Raw genomic sequence first — 20,884 nt, forward strand, 5'->3', positions numbered from 1 at the left:
ACGCGCTCTCTGCTGTGTTTCCTTATGCGCATCAACCGCCCATAGCAGAAAAGGTTGAACCGTCGTCTCGACAAAGGGTCAAGTGAAACAGGCAGCCTATAATGGCCATCGTGCCAGCAGCCTCGTTTCCCCTATTCAAGAGAGGGCATTATTTGTCTATATCCAACGAGTTGATCAGCACAAAAGCGGCCACAGGTATTGAAGGCCTGGATGACATCCTCAATGGTGGATTGTCCCGCGGCCATGTGTTTTTACTTGAAGGCGAACCGGGTACCGGCAAGACCACTGTCGCACTGCATTTCCTCATGGCGGGCGCCGAAGCCGGCGAGCGTTCGTTATACATCACCCTGTCTGAAACCGAACACGAGTTGCGCCAGGGTGCCCGTTCCCACGGTTGGGAGCTGGGCGAAAACGTCCATATCTTCGAACTGACGCCGCCCGAAAGCGTGTTGAACGCCGAGCATCAGCAATCACTGCTGTATTCCTCCGATCTGGAGCTGGGTGAAGCCACACGACAGATCTTCGAAGTGGTCGAGCGGGTCAAACCGACCCGCGTAATCCTCGACAGCCTGTCTGAAATCCGCTTGTTGGCGCAGAGTTCACTGCGCTACCGCCGCCAGATCCTGGCGATCAAGCATTACTTCGTGCGCTACGATGCCACGGTGTTGTTGCTCGACGACCTGACCACCGAATCTTTGGATAAAACCGTGCACAGTGTGGCCCACGGTGTGATTCGCCTGGAGGAGTTGACGCCCAATTACGGTGCCGAGCGCCGCCGTATCCGCGTAGTGAAATATCGCGGCCAGAAATACCGTGGCGGTTTCCATGACTTCACGATCATGACCGACGGCGTGCACGTGTTCCCGCGCCTGGTGGCCGCCGAACATCGCGGCAACTACGTCCGGCGGCAGTTGACCAGCGGCATTGCCGAAATGGACGCGCTGCTCGGTGGCGGCATCGAAACGGGTTCCAGCACGCTGATTCTCGGGCCGGCCGGCACTGGCAAATCGCTGATTTCGATGCTGTTCGCCGCCGCCGCAGTGGCTCGGGGCGAGAAAGCAGCCCTGTTCATCTTCGACGAAGAGCTTGGATTGCTGTTCGAGCGGATGAAGAACATCGGTATCGATCTGCAGGCGTTGCAGGATGGCGGGAACCTGCTGATCGAGCAGGTGGATGCCGCCGAACTGTCCCCTGGCGAGTTTTCCCACCGGGTGCGGCGCTGCGTCGATCAAGGCAACATCAAGACCGTAGTGATCGACAGCATCAACGGCTATCAAGCGGCGATGCCAGAGGAGAATGCCCTGGTACTGCACATGCACGAGTTGTTGCTTTACCTCAACCGCAAAGGCGCTGCGACCTTCATGACCGTTGCCCAGCATGGACTGGTCGGCGACATGCAGGCCCCGGTGGACATTACCTACCTGGCCGACTCAGTGATTCTATTGCGCTACTTCGAAGCCTTGGGCAAAGTCCGCCGGGCCATTTCAATCATCAAGAAACGTACCGGCAGCCATGAAGCAACTATCCGCGAATACCGCATCAGCGCCAAAGGCATGACCATCGGCGAACCGTTGGAAGCCTTCCAGGGCGTACTGCGCGGCGTGCCGACCTATATGGGCGCGAGCATTCCATTGCTTGGGGATGAAGGCCTGTGATGACCCAACCTGCGACATCCGAACGCGCAATTATTCTCGCCCCGCTGGGGCGAGACAGTCAGATTGCGATGATGTTGCTCAAAGAAGCAGGGTTCGACGGGATCATCAGCCAGGATTTACCGCAACTGTGCAGCGAACTGGAGCAAGGCGCCGGTTTGCTGCTGATCTCTTCCGAAGCGCTGTTGCGCAGTGATCTGGGTCCGCTGTTGACCCTCATCGATCAACAACCGGCCTGGTCGGACTTGCCGATTGTTTTGCTGACGCACCACGGTGGCCCGGAACAGAACCCCGCTTCGCGCTTCGGGCCGCAGTTGGGCAACGTCACGTTCCTGGAACGTCCTTTTCACCCGGAGACATTGATCAGTCTGGTGACCACCGCCTTGCGCGGCCGTCGACGACAGTACGAAGCCAGGGATCGGCTGGTCGACTTGAGCCAAAGCGAACTGCGCCTGCAAAACACCCTGGAAACCCTGGAACAACAGGTCGAAGAGCGCACCGCGCAATTGCGCCACAACGAAGAAGCTTTGCGTCAATCCCAGAAGATGGAAGCGGTTGGCCAACTCACCGGCGGTATCGCCCATGACTTCAACAACATGCTCACCGGCATCATCGGCAGCCTTGAGCTGCTGCGCCGGCGCCTGGCCCGCGGCCGCATCGAAGACCTGGACAGCCTGATCGATCTTGGCGTGACCTCGGCCAACCGGGCCGCCGGCTTGACCCATCGCCTGCTGGCGTTTTCTCGCCGGCAGTCGCTCGATTCCAAACCCGTGGAAATGAATACGCTGGTGGTTTCCATGGGTGAACTGTTGCAACGCAGCATCAATGAGAGCATTCGCCTGGACATGCAGTTGAGCGAACAACTGTGGGTGGCCGAGGCCGACCCCAATCAACTGGAAAGCGCCCTGCTCAACCTGGTCATCAATGCCCGCGACGCCATGCCCAACGGCGGCAGACTGGTAGTGACCACTTCGAACCAACATCTGGAAAAGTCCTTTACCGACCTGCACAGCAATCTCGAACCCGGTGATTACGTGACGCTCAGCGTCACCGACAATGGCTGCGGCATGCCGCAAAGCACCATCAACCGCGCGTTTGACCCTTTCTTCACCACCAAGCCGATCGGCCAAGGCACCGGCCTTGGATTGTCGATGATCTATGGCTTCAGCAAACAATCGCGGGGCCACGTCGCCATTCAAAGCGAAGTGGGTGAAGGCACCACGGTGAGCATTTATCTGCCGCGTTACGGTGGTGATCTGCCGCAGGATCCGCCGGTAGACAGTCACCACCCGCTCTTCGCGCAGAATGGCGAAACCGTCCTGATCGTTGAGGACGACCCGGCTGTACGGGTGCTGGTCAGCACGGTGCTCAGTGATTTGGGCTATGCCTTCGTCGAAGCGTGCGATGCCGATAGCGCCCTGCCGATCTTTGAATCCGCGCAACGCATCGACCTGTTGATCAGCGATGTCGGACTGCCCGGCATGAACGGCCGGCAACTGGCAGAAATCGGCCGGCAGTTCCGGCCCGGCCTGAAAGTCCTGTTCATCACCGGTTATGCCGAACACGCGGCCGTACGCGGCGGATTCCTCGATCCGGGCATGCAGATGATCACCAAGCCATTCACGTTTGACCTGTTGACGGCCAAGGTGCGGGAGATGATCAGCGCCTGAAGCGGCTTCTGCCGCGATTCAGGAGAGCATGTCCTGCATGATTTCCTGTAACACGTCCAGGTCGAATGGCTTGGCCAGTATCGGTGCCGAGCGGGTGATCGGGCTGTCTGTTTCACGGATTTCCTGCGGGTAGCCGCTGATGAAAATCACCTTCAGCTCCGGTCGCAGTTTTACCGCGGGCTCGGCGATCTGCACGCCGGAAATCCCACCCGGCAGGCGGAAGTCAGTGATCATCATGTCCAGGTGCGGCTTGCTGGCGAGAATCTCAAACGCTTGCTCGCCATTCTCGGCCTGCAACACCCGGTAGCCCTCCCCCGACAGATAGGCCGACAGGACCATCAGAATCGAGGGGTCATCTTCGACGATCAGTACGACGTCTTGTGCATCTTCACTCATGGGAAGCCTTTGTTCGGTCAATAGCTGCTGATACGACCGTGGGGTCGATCAGAGGTTGCGTTTATCGGGCTGTTTTCCTACAGCGGCAGACAAACGCGAAACAGGGCGCCTTCGCCAATCCGGCTTTCGACGGTAATGGTACCGCCATGGGCGGTGACAATCTGTTCGGAAATAAACAATCCCAAACCCAGTCCGGCGACGGCGTGCTTGGCCGACACCCGCTCGAACTGCTGGAAAATCCGTTGCTGGTTTTCTTCACTGATGCCGATTCCGCAATCACGGACTTCTATCCGTGCTTCGCCGTGCTCACTGTACACCTTGACGCTGATCGGACTCTTGGCGCCGTAGCGCAAGGCATTGGTCAACAGATTGGAAACTACCTGCTCAATGCGGAATTCGTCCCAATTGCCGACCACTGGTTGTTCGGCTTCAAGTGTCACGGTCGCTTCGGCGGCTTCGATCTGTTGGGCAAAATTTTCCAGCAGGGCGCGCACCAGGGCCGAAAGATCAAACCGCGTGGGGCGGATCGACAATTTGCCGGTGCGGATGCGTGACACATCGAGCATGTCTTCGATCAGCCGGATCAGGCTTTTGATCTGCCGTTCGTCGCGATCGACCATGGCGTGCATTTTGTCGAGGGTGAACGCCGAGGCGTTATCCCGGGCCAGGTGCATCTTGCGCAGCTGGGTTTCGAGGATCAGGCCGTTGAGCGGCGTGCGCACCTCATGGGCGACAATCGACATGAAGTCATCGCGCATGCGTACCGCCTGTTGCAATTCCAACTGGGTGCTCTGCAATTGCTTGAGCAGCGCTTCCTGCTCGCGGCGACTTTGCTCGAGTTCTTCAACTTGCTGTTTCATCGCCTTGCTCTGGCGGAACAGCTCGACGAAAACGTTGACCTTGCTCTTGACCGCATGGATGTCCAGCGGTTTGTGCAGGAAGTCCACAGCGCCGCTTTCGTAGCCCTTGAACGCGTAATTGAGCTCACGACCGGCGGCACTGACAAACACGATTGGAATGTTCTTGGTTTTTTCCGTACCGCGCATCAACTCGGCCAGTTCGAAGCCATTCATCCCAGGCATCTGTACATCGAGAATGGCCATGGCGAATTCGTGTTGCAGCAACAGCGACAAGGCCTCGTCGGCAGATTGCGCTTTGTAGACGGTACGGTCTTCACGCTTGATCAGCGCTTCGAGTGCCAACAGATTCTCCGGCAGATCGTCCACGATCAGCAGTTTGGCCTGGATATTACTTAGCATGCGATTCGTTCCAGCTCGACAAGCAGACGGCCGATGCCGCGGATAGGGAGAATGTGGTCAGGTTGGTGAATATCCAATGCTGCCTGGGGCATGGTTGCAACCTGGGCTTCCTGCGGGTCTTGCACGATGGTCAGACCGCCGCGCTGCTTGACCTGCGCCAGACCGTTCGCACCGTCACGGTTGGCGCCCGTCAGCAAGACTGCCGCCAGGCTGGGACCGTAGGCGTCGGCGGCAGACTCGAACAGGTAATCGATGGCCGGCCGCGAATGATGCACGCGGTCTTCCAGGCTCAGGGAAAAGCTGCGGTCCTGCTCCACTGACAAGTGATAGCCGGGCGATGCGAAATACAGGGTGCCGGACACCACCGGAGTCTTGTCGCTGGCTTCCTGAACCGGCAGCGACACTCGCCGGGCGAACACTTCCGCCAGATGGCTGCGACGCTGTTCCGGCAAGTGCAACACGACAATGATCGGCAACACGAAGCCTGCACGCAGCGGGCCGAGAATACTCAGCAGCGCCTCGACCCCACCGGCCGAAGCGCCGATCACGATCGCTTCTACTGAAGGCAAACCCGTTGCGCTGTTCATGATTTGCGATAAATCCGTTCTTGTTTGACCAGCGGTTCGAACTGGTTGCCGAAGGCTGAAAAATCCGGGGTTTCCTTGCTGCCCAGCACCAGGAAACCACGGTGGCACAGCGACTCATGAAACAAACCGAAAGCCCGATCCTGAAGTTTTTTATTGAAATAGATCAATACGTTACGACACGAAATTAATTGTGTTTCTGAAAATACACTGTCGGTAGCCAGGCTGTGGTCGGCAAAGGTCACGTTCTCGCACAGCGACTTGTCGAAAATGGCGTAGCCATACGCCGCCGTATAGTAGTCGGCGAACGAGCGTTTACCACCGGCTTGCTGGTAGTTGGAAGTGTAGGCGCGGACATTCTCCATCGAGAATATTCCCTGCTTGGCCTTGTCCAGCGAGCGCGGATTGATGTCGGTTGCATAAATGATGGTGCGCTCAAGCAAGCCCTCTTCACGCAGGAGGATGGCCATCGAATAGACCTCCTCCCCCGTGCTGCAGCCAGCAATCCAGATCTTGATCGACGGGTACGTCTTGAGTAGCGGCACCACTTCCTGGCGGATGGCCAGGAAGTGCGAAGGGTCGCGGAACATTTCACTGACCGGAATTGTCAGCAATTGCAGGAGCTGCATGAAGGCCATCGGGTCATGCAGGACTTTTTCCTGGAGGGCCGAAATGGTGTTGCATTCGAACTGACTCAGCGCATGGCTCACCCGGCGCTTGATGGAAGCGCCTGAATAATCACGAAAATCGTAGCTGTACTTGAGGTAGATGGCCTCGATCAACAACCGCAACTCTATCTCGCTGATTCGTTCCCCTGAATAATTGCGCTCCACTTAGATACGTTCCATCTTTGGCAACCACACACGGATCAACGAAAACAACCGATCCAGGTCGATGGGCTTGGCCAGATAATCATTGGCGCCTGCTTGCAGGCAGCGTTCCTGATCGTCCTTCATGGCCTTGGCCGTCACCGCAATGATCGGCAATTTGCGCCAGCGCGGGTCCTTGCGGATCTCGATGGTGGCTTCAAAACCATCCATCTCCGGCATCATCACGTCCATCAACACCAGATCGATGTCTTCCACTTCATTCAATCGCTCAATCGCTTCCCGGCCGTTACGGCCGATGACCACGACCGCACCTTTATGCTCCAGCGCGCTGGTGAGGGCGAAGATGTTGCGTACATCGTCGTCCACCAACAGCACTTTGCGTCCCTCGAAGACTTTGTCGCGGCTGCGGGCAGTCTTGAGCATCTTCTGTCGCTCATGGGACAACCGCGATTCGACTTTGTGCAGAAAAAGTGTCACCTCATCCAGTAAACGCTCGGGCGAGCGCGCGCCCTTGATGATGATCGAGCGCGAATACTTGCGCAGTTCCGCCTCTTCATCCCGGGTGAGGTTGCGTCCGGTATAGACAATCACCGGCGGAAACGAGCAGATATCTTCGGTAGACATGCGCTTGAGCAAGTCATTGCCGAGCATGTCCGGAAGCTTCAGATCGATGATCATGCAATCGAACATCGTGCTTCGCAGTAAGTGCAGTGCATCCTGGGCCAAGCCGACCGCGGTGATCTCGATGTCATCGTCGCCAATCAACCGGGAAATACTGTCACGCTGCAAGTCGTCGTCTTCAACCAGCAAGACGCGTTTGACCTTCTGGGTCAGTTTGGCTTCCAGACGCGAGAAAACGTCCTTGAGTTCTTCACGGGTGGTCGGTTTGACCGCATAACCGATCGCGCCCATGTGCATCGCCGCTTCGACCCGGTCCTCGACCGAAATCACGTGCACAGGAATGTGCCGGGTTTCGGCGTGTTCCTTCAAACGTTGCAGCACGGTCAAGCCGGAATGGTCCGGCAGGCGCATATCCAGCAGGATGGCATCGGGAATGAACTCCCGGGCCAGGTCGTAACCTTCGTCGGCACCGTGGGCCACCAGGCAGTGGTAGCCCAGTTCATGCGCGAGATCGAAGAGGATGTGCGCAAAGTTCGGCTCGTCTTCCACCACCAGGATGCAACGCGAGGTGAACGGCGCCTTCTGCCGGTCATCATTGAAACGCGGAATATCCTGCGCCACCACCGACGCCACGGTAGCTGGCGCAACATAAGGTGCAATCGCCACCGGCGCGGCACGCATCGGTTCGACCGGTTCTTCTCCGGGCTCAATGTACTGCTGCGGCAAGACCAGGGTGAATACACTGCCCTGCCCCGGCGTGCTGCTCACGCTGATGGAGCCACCGAGCAGGGCCGCCAGGTCGCGGGAGATCGACAGCCCCAGACCGGTTCCGCCGTATCGCCTGTTGGTGGTGCCGTCGGCTTGGCGGAACGCTTCAAAAATGCTTTCGTGCTGATCGGCGGCAATGCCGATGCCGGAATCACGGACGCTGAAGGCTATGCCATTGTTCGGCGCTGCGGCGACGCTCAGGCTCACGCTGCCTTTTTCGGTGAACTTCACCGCGTTGGACAACAGATTCTTGATCACCTGCTCCAGGCGCTGACGGTCGGTGAACATCATCGCGGGCACGCCGTCCTGCAAATCGACATGGAATTGCAGCTGCTTGTCCGTTGCCAACGGCTGGAACATTCCGCGCAGGCCGTCCACCAGACGCGCAACACTGGTGTTCTCCGGGCGAATCTCGAGCTTGCCGGCCTCGACCTTGGAGATATCGAGAATGTCGTTGATCAGGTTGAGCAAATCGTTGCCGGCGGAGTAAATCGACTCGGCGAACTTCACCTGTTCGGCGCTGAGGTTTTCCTGAGGGTTTTCCGCCAGCAACTTGGCCAGAATCAACGAGCTGTTCAATGGCGTGCGCAGTTCGTGGGACATGTTGGCGAGGAATTCGGACTTGTACTTGCTTGAGCGCTGCAACTCTTCGGCGCGCTCTTCGAGCTGGATCTGCGCCTGATTGAGTTCAGTGTTCTTGAGGTCCATGGCGTCGCGTTGTTGGGCCAGTACTTCGGCCTGTTCGGCGAGTTGTTCATTGGTCTGTTCCAGCTCGACCTGTTGCGTCTCGAGATGGGCCTGGGATTCCTTGAGAATCCGCGACTGCTCTTCGAGTTCTTCGTTGGCGGTCTTGAGTTCTTCCTGCTGCACTTGCAACTCTTCGTTGAGTTGCTGGGTTTCGGCCAGCACTTCCTGCAAGCGCTGACGATAGCGCGCAGCCTCGATAGACGTGCCGATGTTACCGGCAATCAACTCCAGCAATTCGATGTCGCGGTCAACCAAGGGCCGCAGGAAACCCAGTTCGATAACACCGTTGACCCGGTCGTCATCGCTGGTCGGCACCACCAGCACACTGCGTGGCAGGCCTTCACCGAGGCCGGAGCTGACCTTGAAGTAGTCGCTCGGCACGTTGTCGAGGCGAATCAACTTAGCCTGATGCGCAACTTGACCAACGATGCCTTCCTCACTGTAGATATGTTGCTCAAGTGCTTCCTGTTCGCGCGAAAAACCGTAAGACGCCACGCGCCGCAGGCCACCATGTTCTTCGCGCACGTAAATCGCCGCCACGGCGCTGCCCAGGTACTGCGCGCAGAATTGCAGGATGTTGCGCCCCAGTAAATTCAGGGACAGTTGCCCCAATACCTGCTCGGCCAGTTCGGTCTGGCCGTTGCGCAGCCACGCTTGTTGCTCCAGGCGCTGAGCACTGGCTTGCTGCGCAGCCAATGTCGCGGAGTAGCTTTGCGACAGGTTCAACAGATCACGACGGCCGATGTAGGCCAGCAACGCGCTGATGCCTGCGATAAACAGCAGATAAAGGCCAATGCTCCAGACGGTGGTGCGCCGCACCTCTTCATTGCGCGTGGCACGCAGTTGCTGCTCCATGTCGATCACGTCTTCGAACTGCTTGCGTATCTCGTCGGTCAGGCGCTTGCCTTTGCCGGCGCGGACCGCGCTGCGGTAATCGCCGCTCGATCGCTGCAGATCAATCATCGATTGCGCGTAATTGGCCCACTCTTGTTGCAACGACTGCAGGCGATGCAAGCGATCGGTCTGGACCGGATTGTCAGCCGTCAGTTCGAGCAACGTATTGAGCACCACCTCGACCCGAGGCTTAGCCGTTTCATAAGGTTGGAGAAACTTTTCGTCGCCACTGAGCAGAAACCCGCGCATCCCGGTTTCCAGGTCGACCGTCAGCTTGACGGCCTCATTGGCGTTATTGATGACCCGATCGGTGTGCTCGACCCATTGGATCGTCGACAGCAGATAGGTAATCAATGACACGAAGAAAACAGCGCTGATGGCGCCGACACCCAGCGGCAGGCTGATATTGCGGCTCAGGAGTTTGCGGAATCGTTGCTCATCAACCAAAGACGCAGAGGTCATGGGGCAGGCCTTGTCGAACTGTCAGAATTGGGCGAGTTTGCCCCAAAACTGGCACATTGATCCATTTTTCTCACATGTTTTAACGCCAGGTCCTACATTCCCCTGCGCCAGTTGATGGACGCGGGTATCCTTGCCTGACATGTGCGACCAATCTTTTTCCGTCCCTCGGGAACTTGTCGGGAGCCGTCACTTACTCATGCAAGAGACCGGCGCTTTCGCAAGCCGGCAACCGCCAATCATTTTTCAGGAACCCCACTATGTCCACCGCCAATGCGTCCACCATTCTTGTCGTCGAAGACGATGCCATCGTGCGCATGCTGATCGTCGATGTGCTGGAGGAGTTGGAGTTCAAGGTACTTGACGCGGATGGTAGCGAACAGGCGCTGGAGTTCCTCAATGACGAGGACCAGCACATCGACTTGATGATGACCGACGTCGGCCTACCGGTGATGGATGGTCGGGAACTGGCCGTCCAGGCCCGGATGCTGCGCCCGCAATTGCCCATCCTGTTCGCCAGTGGTTATGCGGAGAATATTGACGTGCCCGAAGGCATGTCGGTGATTGGCAAACCGTTTTCGATCGATCAGTTGCGAGACAAGGTCCAGGGAATTCTCGCGCAGTCGAAGTAAGCTGGTTTGGATGAACAACAATTGCTGGTGATCCGCATTCGATTCAGGTGACCTGGAAGGTTACGTACACTCTCACCTGTTTTTCCCTGGTATCGCTTTATTCTCGTTTGTAGCCTGGAACAATCGCCCATGAATCAACCTCGCCAAACCAAAGTCCTGGTCATCGGCTACGTCTGGCCCGAGCCCCGTTCTTCGGCGGCCGGTGGGCACATGATGCAAATTCTCGAGACCTTCTTGCAGCAAGGTTGGGACATCACCTTCAGCAGCCCTGCCGGTTATGGTGAGCAGCGCGCTGACCTGACGTCGCTGGGCATTCGCGAAGTGCCGATCGAATTGAACAACAGCAGCTTCGACACATTCATCCGCGAACTCGCGCCGGATGTGGTGCTGTTCGACCGTTTCATGATGGAAGAACAGTTCGGCTGGCGCGTGGAAAAACACTGTCCCGACGCCGTTCGCGTGCTGGAGACGTCGGACCTGCAGAGCTTGCGTGATGCCCGGCAGCAACGTCTCAAACAGCGTTTGAAGGCCAGTGACGACGCGAATGACTTCGGTGAACTGTTTGCGCCCAGCCTGCGTGAAGAGTTTGAGTTCATGGCCGATAACGATCTGGCCAAGCGTGAGATTGCCGCGATCTATCGTTGCGACTTGAACCTGATGATTTCCGAAGTGGAAATCCAATTGTTGATCGAACAGTTCAAATTGCCCGCTACCCTCTTGCATTGGTGCCCGCTGATGGTCGATCTGCCGAGTGTGGCGCCGGCCGCATTTGAAGACAGGGCGCACTTTCTCAGCATTGGTAACTTCCGGCACGCGCCCAATTGGGATGCGGTGTTGTGGATGAAAACCACGATCTGGCCGCTGATTCGCGAGCAACTACCCGCGGCGCAACTGCACATCTACGGCTCATACACGCCACCCAAGGCGACAGCACTGCATAACCCGGCCCAAGGATTTCATGTCATGAACTGGGCAGAAGATGCCTTGCAAGTCATGTCGGCGGCTCGAGTGTGCCTGGCACCGCTGCGTTTCGGTGCCGGCATAAAGGGCAAGATTGTTGATGCGATGCTCTGCGGCACCCCCAACGTCACGACGCCCGTAGGGGCGGAGGCGATGCATGGCGACGAAGCCTGGCCCGGCGCTGTCGCTTGCACCGCTCGCGAGATTGCCGATCAGGCTGTGCAACTGTACACCGACAAGCCTCGCTGGCTTGAGGCACAGGCGCATGGCCAGACCTTGCTCGCCAACCGCTACCGACATTCCTTGCATGGCCCGGCGTTGATTCAGCGACTGATGGAATGTCGACAGAATCTGGCGAACATTCGACGGGATAATTTCACCGGCAGCATGTTGCGCCATCACCACCACAAAAGTACCCAGTACATGGCGCAATGGATTGAGGCAAAGAACCGGAATACGATCGACGCCATGTAACCAAAACACAAAAGCGCCCTGCCATGACCCGAATCGCCAGAGTCACCGACCCTTCCTACGAATTGATGGACGACCACAACGGTTTGTCCATCATCTATCGTCAGCACGGTTTTCCTTGTCCATTGGTGCGCTGGCATTTCCACAAGGAATACGAACTGCACCTGATCGTCGCCAGTTCCGGCAAAGTATTCATCGGCGATTACATTGGCAATTTTTATCCCGAAACCCTGTTTCTGACTGGCCCTAACCTGCCCCATAACTGGATCAGCCAGGTCGCCGAAGACGAAGTCGTGCCCAAGCGCGACATGCTGGTCAACTTCACTGACGAGTTGTTCGACAGTGGCTATCAGGTCTTCGCCGAACTCAAGACCCTCGCGCCGCTGCTGGAGCGCGCCAAGTACGGCATCGAGTTTCGTGGCAAGCAGACGATTGGCCGAGCGATGGACCTGATGCAACGCATCGCCGATAGCACCGGCGTGACCCGGCTCGGGCACTTTTTCATCCTGCTGGAATTGCTGGCCGCTACTGATGACTATCAGTTGCTGTCCGGCGCAACCACGCCACAATTGGCGGACGAGCACAATATCGACCGCACCAACCGCGCGGTGGATTACATTTTTGCCTATTACGCCCGGGACTTGACGCTGGAGGAAGTGGCCGAGCATCTGGGCATGAAGCCGACCTATTTCAGCCGGGTATTCAAGCAGGCCACCGGGCGCAACTTCATCGAGTTCGTCAATCGCCTGCGTATCAGCAAGTCCTGCGAGTTGTTGGCCGATGGTGATAAACCGGTGACCGACGTTTGCTTCGAGTCGGGCTTCAACAACATTTCCAACTTCAACCGACGCTTCCAGCAGCTCAAGGGCATGACGCCTTCGCATTACCGGCGGTTGGTGGTGCAGCGGTTGACCGAACAAAACCTCGGTTAAATACCGCGCAAGCTTTTGTAGGAGCAAGGCTTGCCCGCGATAGCGACCTCAAATACGCCATCGCGGGCAAGCCTTGCTCCTACAGGATGTTTGGCGACCTTGGGGTAGCGAAGACCTGTACGGATTCAATACCCCTGCCTCGCTGGAACCCCCTTCCCTGCGTCTACATCGCCAAACAGCAGTGCAAAAAAGTATCGATCCCAGTGCGATGGATGATTTGTCTCGCCCGCCATTGAAGGCTGTAATCAGCACAGATTCTTCCAGCCTTCGGAAGACACAAAAACAATAACTGTCCTTCTGTTGCCTTTCGGGTGCAGAAAAGGAGTGCTCGATGCAACCTTCAGTCAAAGCTCTGCTTGCCCTCACCTGCATGACCCTCAGCAGCGTCACCCTCGGCGCCCAGACCCTGACCATCGCCACCGTCAATAACAGCGACATGATCCGCATGCAGAAACTCTCGAAGACCTTCGAGGCCGAGCATCCAGAGATCAAACTCAATTGGGTGGTGCTGGAAGAAAACGTTCTGCGCCAGCGTCTGACCACCGACATCGCCACCCAGGGCGGGCAGTTTGACGTGCTGACCATCGGCATGTACGAAGCGGCACTTTGGGGAGCCAAAGGCTGGCTGGAGCCGATGAAGGACCTGCCGGCCGGTTATGACCTCGACGACGTGTTCCCGTCGGTGCGTGAAGGCCTTTCGGTGAAAGGCTCGTTGTACGCCCTGCCGTTCTACGCCGAAAGCTCGATCACCTATTACCGCACCGACCTGTTCAAGGACGCCGGCCTGACCATGCCCGAGCGTCCGACCTGGACCCAGATCAGCGAATTCGCCGGCAAACTCACCAACAAGGACAAGGAACAGTACGGCATCTGCTTGCGCGGCAAGGCCGGCTGGGGCGAGAACATGGCGTTGATCACCACCGTGGCCAATGCCTACGGCGCCCGCTGGTTCGATGAAAAGTGGCAACCGGAATTCAACGGCCCCGAATGGAAAAACGCGCTGAACTTCTATGTCGATACCATGAAAAAGTTCGGTCCGCCGGGCGCATCGAGCAACGGCTTCAATGAAAACCTCGCGTTGTTCAACAGCGGTAAATGCGCGATCTGGGTCGACGCCAGCGTTGCCGGTTCGTTCGTCACCGACAAGACCCAGAGCAAGGTCAGCGATCACGTCGGCTTCACCTACGCGCCCCATGAAGTCACCGACAAAGGCTCGGCCTGGTTGTATTCCTGGGCGCTGGCGATCCCGACCAGTTCCAAGGCCAAAGACGCGGCAAAAACCTTCAGCACCTGGGCCACTTCCAAGGAATACGGGGCACTGGTGGCCGAGAAAGACGGCATCGCCAACGTGCCGCCAGGCACTCGGGCCTCGACCTACAGCGAGGCCTACATGAGCGCCGCGCCATTCGCCAAGGTCACACTCGAATCGCTCAAGGCAGCAGATCCGAGCAAGCCGAGCGCCAAACCGGTGCCGTACATCGGCATTCAGTTGGTGACCATTCCCGAGTTCCAGGGCATTGGCACCCAGGTCGGCAAATCCTTCTCTGCGGCGCTGATCGGCCAGACCACAGTCGACCAGGCCCTGGCCGCCGCCCAGCAAACCACTGAACGAGAGATGAAGCGCGCCGGTTACCCCAAGTAACGCGTAAACATCCATTTTTGTGGCGAGGGAGCTTGCTCCCGCTGGGCTGTGAAGCGGCCCCTGCGATCTAACAGTCGCAACGTGCGAACCGGTTTTACGACGGCTTCGCCGCCGAGCGGGAGCAAGCTCCCTCGCCACAGAGAACTCGTCGGACAACGAGCAAGTGATCACCATGAATACTTCAACTGCCAAAGCTCACATGGAAATGCCCCAACCGGTACGCAAGAGCCGGTTGGTCAACCCCGGCTGGTTTCTCGTCAGCCCTTCGGTAGCGTTGCTGCTGTTATGGATGATCGTGCCGTTGGGAATGACCGTCTACTTCTCGACGATTCGTTATAACTTGCTCAATCCCGGCGAGAACGAGTTCATCGGGCTGGAAAACTTCACCTATTTCCTAACCGATTCGGGGTTCCTGCCCGGTGCCAGCAACACTCTGTTGCTGGTGGGCAGTGTGCTGCTGATCAGCGTGGTGTTCGGCGTGTTGATCAGTGCACTGCTGGAGGCCAGCGAGTTTTTCGGTCGCGGCATCGTGCGGGTGTTGCTGATCTCACCGTTCTTCATCATGCCCACGGTTGGCGCGCTGATCTGGAAGAACCTGATTTTCCATCCGGTGTCGGGGATCCTCGCCTACGTCTGGAAGCTGTTCGGCGCGCAACCGGTGGACTGGCTGGCGCACTACCCGCTGCTGTCGATCATTATCATCGTCTCGTGGCAATGGCTGCCGTTCGCGATACTGATCCTGATGACCGCCATGCAGTCCCTCGATCAGGAACAAAAAGAAGCCGCGCGCCTGGACGGTGCCGGGCCACTGGCGATTTTCTGGCACCTGACCCTGCCGCACCTGGCGCGGCCGATTGCGGTGGTGGTGATGATCGAAACCATCTTTCTGCTCTCGGTGTTCGCCGAAATCTTCACCACCACCAACGGCGGCCCCGGCTACGCCTCGACCAACCTCGCCTACCTGATCTACAACCAGGCGCTGGTGCAGTTCGATGTCGGCATGGCCTCGGCCGGCGGCTTGATTGCCGTAGTGATCGCCAACATCGCGGCCATCGTGCTGGTGCGGATGATCGGCAAAAACCTGACTGACAAAGCCTGAGGCCTGCCATGACCCTTCAACAATCGCGCCGTCTGCAAAGCCTGCTGCTCGGCACCCTGGCCTGGGCCATTGCGATCCTGATTTTCTTCCCGATCTTCTGGATGGTGCTGACCAGTTTCAAAACCGAAATCGACGCATTCGCCACGCCGCCGCAGTTCATCTTCGCACCGACCCTGGAGAACTATCTGCACATCAACGAGCGCAGCGATTACTTCAGTTTCGCCTGGAACTCGGTGGTGATTTCCTTCAGCGCCACGGCCCTGTGCCTGCTGATCGCGGTGCCGGCCGCTTACTCGATGGCGTTCTACGAAACCCAGCGCACCAAGGGCACGCTGCTGTGGATGCTCTCGACCAAAATGCTGCCGCCGGTGGGCGTGCTGATGCCGATCTACCTGCTGGCCAAGAGTTTCGGCCTGCTCGACACGCGCATCGCGCTGATCGTGATCTACACCCTGATCAACCTGCCGATCGTGGTCTGGATGATTTACACCTACTTCAAGGACATCCCCAAGGACATCCTCGAAGCCGCCCGCCTCGATGGCGCCACGCTGTGGCAGGAAATGGTCCGCGTGCTGCTGCCGATCGCCAAGGGTGGCCTGGCCTCCACGGTTTTGCTGTCGCTGATCCTGTGCTGGAACGAAGCCTTCTGGTCGCTGAACCTGACCTCATCGAAAGCGGCGCCGCTGACCGCCTTGATCGCTTCGTATTCCAGCCCCGAAGGGTTGTTCTGGGCCAAGTTGTCGGCGGTCTCGACCCTGGCCTGCGCGCCGATCCTGATCTTCGGCTGGATCAGCCAGAAGCAATTAGTGCGCGGCCTGTCGTTTGGCGCCGTGAAATAAACGGTTCGCCCCTTGTAGGAGCCAGGCTTGCCGGCGAAGGCGCCCGTCAAATTGCCTTCGCCGGCAAGCCTGGCTCCTACGAAAAGCCGTCCGGTTTAAATGAATAAAAACATGCGGAGGCCCATCACCATGGCCAACCTGAAAATCAAGAACCTGCAAAAAGGCTTTGAAGGCTTTTCCATCATCAAGGGCATTGACCTTGAAGTGAACGACAAGGAATTCGTGGTCTTCGTCGGCCCATCGGGCTGCGGTAAATCCACCCTGCTGCGGTTGATCGCCGGGCTGGAGGAAGTCAGCGGTGGCACCATCGAACTCGATGGCCGCGACATCACTGAAGTCAGTCCAGCCAAGCGAGACCTGGCGATGGTGTTCCAGACTTACGCTTTGTACCCGCACATGAGCGTGCGCAAAAACATGTCGTTCGCCCTTGATCTGGCCGGCGTGCCCAAGGCCGAAGTGGAAAAGAAAGTCGGCGAAGCGGCGCGCATCCTTGAACTGGGGCCGATGCTCGAGCGCAAGCCCAAGCAACTGTCCGGCGGGCAACGCCAGCGTGTGGCGATCGGCCGGGCCATTGTGCGCAACCCGAAAATCTTCCTGTTCGACGAACCACTGTCCAACCTCGACGCGGCGCTGCGGGTGCAGATGCGTCTGGAGTTGCTGCGCCTGCACAAAGACCTGCAAGCGACGATGATTTACGTGACCCACGACCAGGTCGAAGCCATGACCATGGCCGACAAAGTCGTCGTGCTCAATGGCGGCAAGATCGAGCAAGTCGGCTCGCCACTGGATCTGTATCACCAGCCGGCCAACCTGTTCGTCGCCGGTTTTCTCGGCACGCCGAAAATGGGCTTCCTCAAAGGTCGGATCACCCAGGTCAATGGCCAGGGCTGTGAAGTGCAACTGGACGCCGGCACCCGCATCAGCCTGGCGCTGAGCGGCGCCAAGCTGAGCGTCGGCGGTGCGGTGACGCTGGGCATTCGCCCCGAGCACCTGGAATTGGCCAAACCCGGCGATTGCACACTGCAAGTCACCGCCGATGTCAGCGAACGCCTGGGCAGCGACACCTTCTGCCATGTTCGCACCGCTTCCGGCGAAGCCCTCACCATGCGTGTACGCGGCGACCTCGCCAGCCGTTATGGCGAAACCCTGAGCCTGCATCTGGATGCCGAACACTGCCATTTATTCGATGCCGACGGCGTGGCGCTGACCCGTCCTTTGCGCGTTGCTGCCTGATTTGCGAGAGTGTGTGATGAAACTGAATAAACAGAACCTCAACCGCCTCGCCCCCGAAGTGGCACTGCCCGCCTACGCCCTGAGCGACACGCGCCAAGGTATCGCCCACATCGGCGTCGGCGGTTTCCATCGCGCCCATCAGGCGTACTACACCGACGCGCTGATGAACACTGGCGAGGGCCTGGACTGGGCGATCTGCGGCGTCGGCCTGCGTGCCGAAGACCGCCGCGCCCGCGACGATCTCAAGCAACAGGATTGCCTGTTCACCCTGTTTGAGCTGGGTGATACCTATGACACCGAAGTCCGGGTAATCGGCGCCATTCGCGACATGCTGCTGGCAGAGGACGGTGCGCAAACGCTGATCGACAAACTCGCCGACCCGCAGATTCGCATCGTCTCGCTGACCATCACCGAGGGCGGTTATTGCATCGATGACAGCAACGGCGAGTTCATGGCGCACCTGCCGCAGATCCAGCACGACCTCGCCAACCCGGACTCACCCAAAACCGTGTTCGGTTTTCTTTGCGCGGCACTGGCCAAGCGCCGGGCCGCAGGTATACCCGCGTTTACCTTGATGTCCTGCGATAACCTGCCGCACAACGGCGCGGTCACTCGCAAAGCACTGCTGGCATTCGCCGCGCTGCGGGACGCCGAGTTGCGCAACTGGATCGAGCGCAACGTGACGTTCCCCAACGCCATGGTCGACCGCATCACGCCGATGACCAGTACTGAGCATCGCCTGCTGCTGGCGGACAAACATGGCGTCGATGACGCCTGGCCGGTGGTCTGCGAACCCTTTGTGCAATGGGTGCTGGAAGACAAGTTCGTCAATGGCCGGCCGGCCTGGGAAAAGGTCGGCGTGCAGTTCACCGACGATGTCACGCCCTATGAAGAGATGAAGATCAAACTGCTCAATGGCAGTCATCTGGCCCTGACCTATCTAGGGTTCTTGAAGGGCTATCGCTTCGTTCACGAAACCATGAACGACCCGCTGTTCGTGCGCTACATGCGTGCCTACATGGACCTCGACGTCACGCCGCAACTGGCGCCAGTGCCAGGCATTGACCTGACCGATTACAAGAACACGCTGGTCGAACGCTTCTCCAATCAGGCCATTGCCGATCAACTGGAACGTGTGTGCTCGGACGGGTCGTCGAAGTTTCCCAAGTTCACCATTCCGACCATCAACCGCTTGATCGCCGATGGCCGCGAGACCAAGCGTGCGGCGCTGGTGGTGGCCGCATGGGCCTTGTACTTGAAAGGCGTGGATGAAAATGGCGATACCTACTCGATACCGGATCCACGGGCGGCGTTCTGTCAGGCGTTGGTGGCCGACGACGTATTGATCACCCAGCGCTTGCTGGAGGTTGAGGAGATTTTCGGCACCGCGATCCCTCGCTCGGCAGAGTTTGTCGCGGCGTTTGAGTGGTGTTGCAACAGTTTGCGCGAGGTGGGTGTGACGCGCACGCTTGAGCGGGTTCTGGTGTAAGCATGCGGTGAATCTGCTGCCGTCATCGCGGGCAAGTCGAATCGTCGCACCGCCGCTCCCACAGTGATTTCTGATCGTTCCCACGCTCTGCGTGGGAATGCAGCCCGGGACGCTCTGCGTCCCCATCCAGAAGCAGACGCGGAGCGTCCATTGAGGCGTTCCCACGCAGAGCATGGGAACGATCTTCATACACCAAGGACCCACCATGGCAGACCAACAATTATTCCTCGGCATCGACTGCGGCACCCAAGGCACCAAAGCCATTATCCTCGATGCGGTCAGTGGTGCCGTGATTGGCCAGGGCGCCGCTGCCCACACCATGATCAGCGGCGCCAACGGCCGTCGCGAGCAGGACCCCGCTCAGTGGCTGGATGCTTTCGCCAGCGCCACTCGCCACGCATTGCTGGCGGCCGGTGTCGATGGCCAATCGATCCTCGGCATCGGTGTGTCCGGACAACAACACGGCCTCGTCCTGCTCGATGATCAGGGCCAGGTCCTGCGCCCCGCCAAACTCTGGTGCGACACCGAAACCAGCGCCGAGAACGATCGCCTTCTCGAACGCCTGGGCGGTGAAAAAGGTTCGCTGGAGCGCCTTGGCGTGGTCATCGCACCGGGTTACACAGTCTCTAAGCTGCTATGGACCAAAGAACAGCATCCGGCGGTATTTGCCCGAATCGCCCGCATTCTGTTGCCCCATGATTACCTGAATTTCTGGCTCGCCGGCCGCAGTTGCAGCGAGTACGGCGATGCTTCCGGCACGGGCTATTTCAACGTGCGCACTCGCCAGTGGGATTTACAATTGCTGCGCGACATCGATCCAAGCGGGCGCCTGCAAGCGGCATTGCCGGAGTTGATCGACGCGCACGCAGCGGTCGGTACGGTCCTGCCGGCGATCGCTGGACGATTGGGTATCAATCCGCAAGCCCTTGTTTCCAGCGGCGGTGGCGACAACATGATGGGCGCCATCGGCACCGGCAATATTCGGCCAGGCGCCATCACCATGAGTCTCGGCTCATCCGGCACGGTGTACGCCTATGCCGATCAACCGATCGTCAGCCCGGACGCTGGAGTCGCCACATTCTGTTCTTCGAGCGGTGGCTGGTTGCCCTTGATTTGCACCATGAACCTGACCAATGCCACCGGGGTGTTCCGTGAGTTATTCGAGCTGGATATCGATCGCTTCAATGCACTCGCGGCCCAGGCACCGATCGGTGCCGAAGGCGTTTGTGTGCTGCCGTTTTTCAATGGTGAACGCGTACCCGCCCTACCCCACGCCACCGGCAGCGTGCGCGGCTTGACCATGACCAACCTGACCCAGGCCAATCTGTGCCGTGCAGTGGTTGAAGGCACGACCTTCGGATTGCGTTTCGGTGTGGACCTGCTGCGCCAAAATGGCTTACAAAGCCGCAGCATTTGCCTGATCGGCGGCGGCTCGAAAAGTACGGTATGGCGCCAGGTAGTCGCGGACATCATGAACACTGCGGTGGTCTGCACTGAACAAAGCGAAGCCGCGGCCCTTGGGGCGGCGATTCAGGCAGCCTGGTGCAAGTCCCGGGAAAGCGGCCGAGAAGAGAGCCTGGCGGATCTGTGCGAGCGCTGCGTGAAGCTCGACCCGGCGAGTGAAACCTTGCCCATTGCACAAAACGTCGTGGCTTCGCAGCAAGCCTACGAACGCTATCAACAGCATGTCGCAACCCTTTGAAGAGT

16 protein-coding genes are annotated in these 20,884 nt (G+C 58.5%); 11 read left to right on the top strand and 5 right to left on the bottom strand.

The window, feature by feature from the left end; all coding sequences use genetic code 11:
- Positions 1-152 precede the first annotated feature (152 nt).
- On the top strand, positions 153-1,655 hold the full coding sequence (locus tag ASD60_RS18625; RefSeq protein WP_056855410.1) for an ATPase domain-containing protein: 1,503 nt from the start codon (positions 153-155) through the stop codon (positions 1,653-1,655).
- Positions 1,655-3,322, top strand: a complete 1,668-nt coding sequence (locus ASD60_RS18630; protein WP_056855411.1) for an ATP-binding protein — start codon at positions 1,655-1,657, stop codon at positions 3,320-3,322. The genes ASD60_RS18625 and ASD60_RS18630 overlap by 1 nt, the downstream gene beginning before the upstream one ends.
- Positions 3,323-3,340: 18 nt before the next feature.
- Here the strand turns inward: ASD60_RS18630 and ASD60_RS18635 are convergent, their stop codons facing one another.
- The 5 genes from ASD60_RS18635 to ASD60_RS18655 all read right to left on the bottom strand — a co-directional run bounded on the left by ASD60_RS18635 (position 3,341) and on the right by ASD60_RS18655 (position 9,883).
- Positions 3,341-3,718 (bottom strand): response regulator, encoded by a 378-nt coding sequence (locus ASD60_RS18635; RefSeq protein WP_056855412.1) that lies wholly within the window; start codon positions 3,716-3,718, stop codon positions 3,341-3,343.
- Positions 3,719-3,795: 77 nt separating this feature from the next.
- Complete coding sequence (locus ASD60_RS18640) at positions 3,796-4,977, bottom strand: hybrid sensor histidine kinase/response regulator (RefSeq protein ID WP_056855413.1); 1,182 nt, start codon at positions 4,975-4,977, stop codon at positions 3,796-3,798.
- Complete coding sequence (locus tag ASD60_RS18645; RefSeq protein ID WP_056855414.1) at positions 4,971-5,564, bottom strand: chemotaxis protein CheB; 594 nt, start codon at positions 5,562-5,564, stop codon at positions 4,971-4,973. The genes ASD60_RS18640 and ASD60_RS18645 overlap by 7 nt, the downstream gene beginning before the upstream one ends.
- Positions 5,561-6,394, bottom strand: a complete 834-nt coding sequence (locus tag ASD60_RS18650; RefSeq protein WP_056855415.1) for a CheR family methyltransferase — start codon at positions 6,392-6,394, stop codon at positions 5,561-5,563. Before ASD60_RS18650 ends, ASD60_RS18645 begins: the two co-directional genes overlap by 4 nt.
- On the bottom strand, positions 6,395-9,883 hold the full coding sequence (locus tag ASD60_RS18655) for a response regulator (protein ID WP_056855416.1): 3,489 nt from the start codon (positions 9,881-9,883) through the stop codon (positions 6,395-6,397).
- A gap of 257 nt (positions 9,884-10,140) precedes the next feature.
- Here ASD60_RS18655 and ASD60_RS18660 point away from each other — a divergent pair, with 257 nt between their 5' ends.
- The 9 genes from ASD60_RS18660 (at position 10,141) to xylB (ending at position 20,879) form a co-directional block, all read left to right on the top strand.
- On the top strand, positions 10,141-10,512 hold the full coding sequence (locus ASD60_RS18660) for a response regulator (RefSeq protein ID WP_056855417.1): 372 nt from the start codon (positions 10,141-10,143) through the stop codon (positions 10,510-10,512).
- Between the two features lie 129 nt (positions 10,513-10,641).
- Complete coding sequence (locus tag ASD60_RS18665) at positions 10,642-11,946, top strand: glycosyltransferase (RefSeq protein ID WP_056855418.1); 1,305 nt, start codon at positions 10,642-10,644, stop codon at positions 11,944-11,946.
- Positions 11,947-11,969: 23 nt separating this feature from the next.
- Positions 11,970-12,875 carry an AraC family transcriptional regulator gene (locus ASD60_RS18670; RefSeq protein WP_056855419.1) on the top strand — a complete coding sequence of 302 codons (906 nt, stop codon included), beginning with the start codon at positions 11,970-11,972 and terminating at the stop codon, positions 12,873-12,875.
- A 331-nt stretch (positions 12,876-13,206) separates the two neighbouring features.
- Positions 13,207-14,517 (top strand): ABC transporter substrate-binding protein, encoded by a 1,311-nt coding sequence (locus ASD60_RS18675; protein WP_056855420.1) that lies wholly within the window; start codon positions 13,207-13,209, stop codon positions 14,515-14,517.
- Positions 14,518-14,689: 172 nt separating this feature from the next.
- Complete coding sequence (locus ASD60_RS18680) at positions 14,690-15,616, top strand: carbohydrate ABC transporter permease (protein WP_056855421.1); 927 nt, start codon at positions 14,690-14,692, stop codon at positions 15,614-15,616.
- An 8-nt stretch (positions 15,617-15,624) separates the two neighbouring features.
- On the top strand, positions 15,625-16,455 hold the full coding sequence (locus ASD60_RS18685; RefSeq protein WP_056855422.1) for a carbohydrate ABC transporter permease: 831 nt from the start codon (positions 15,625-15,627) through the stop codon (positions 16,453-16,455).
- 129 nt (positions 16,456-16,584) lie between these two features.
- Positions 16,585-17,688, top strand: coding sequence for an ABC transporter ATP-binding protein (locus ASD60_RS18690; protein ID WP_056855423.1), 1,104 nt, complete (start codon positions 16,585-16,587; stop codon positions 17,686-17,688).
- A 16-nt stretch (positions 17,689-17,704) separates the two neighbouring features.
- Positions 17,705-19,177, top strand: coding sequence for a mannitol dehydrogenase family protein (locus ASD60_RS18695; protein ID WP_056855424.1), 1,473 nt, complete (start codon positions 17,705-17,707; stop codon positions 19,175-19,177).
- 205 nt (positions 19,178-19,382) lie between these two features.
- The gene (xylB, locus tag ASD60_RS18700) at positions 19,383-20,879 is read left to right on the top strand and encodes a xylulokinase (protein WP_056855425.1); all 1,497 of its coding nucleotides are present in this window, start codon (positions 19,383-19,385) and stop codon (positions 20,877-20,879) included.
- Positions 20,880-20,884: the final 5 nt, after the last annotated feature.

Origin of the sequence: Pseudomonas sp. Root562, from assembly GCF_001427125.1 — a bacterium.
Taxonomy (GTDB): domain Bacteria; phylum Pseudomonadota; class Gammaproteobacteria; order Pseudomonadales; family Pseudomonadaceae; genus Aquipseudomonas.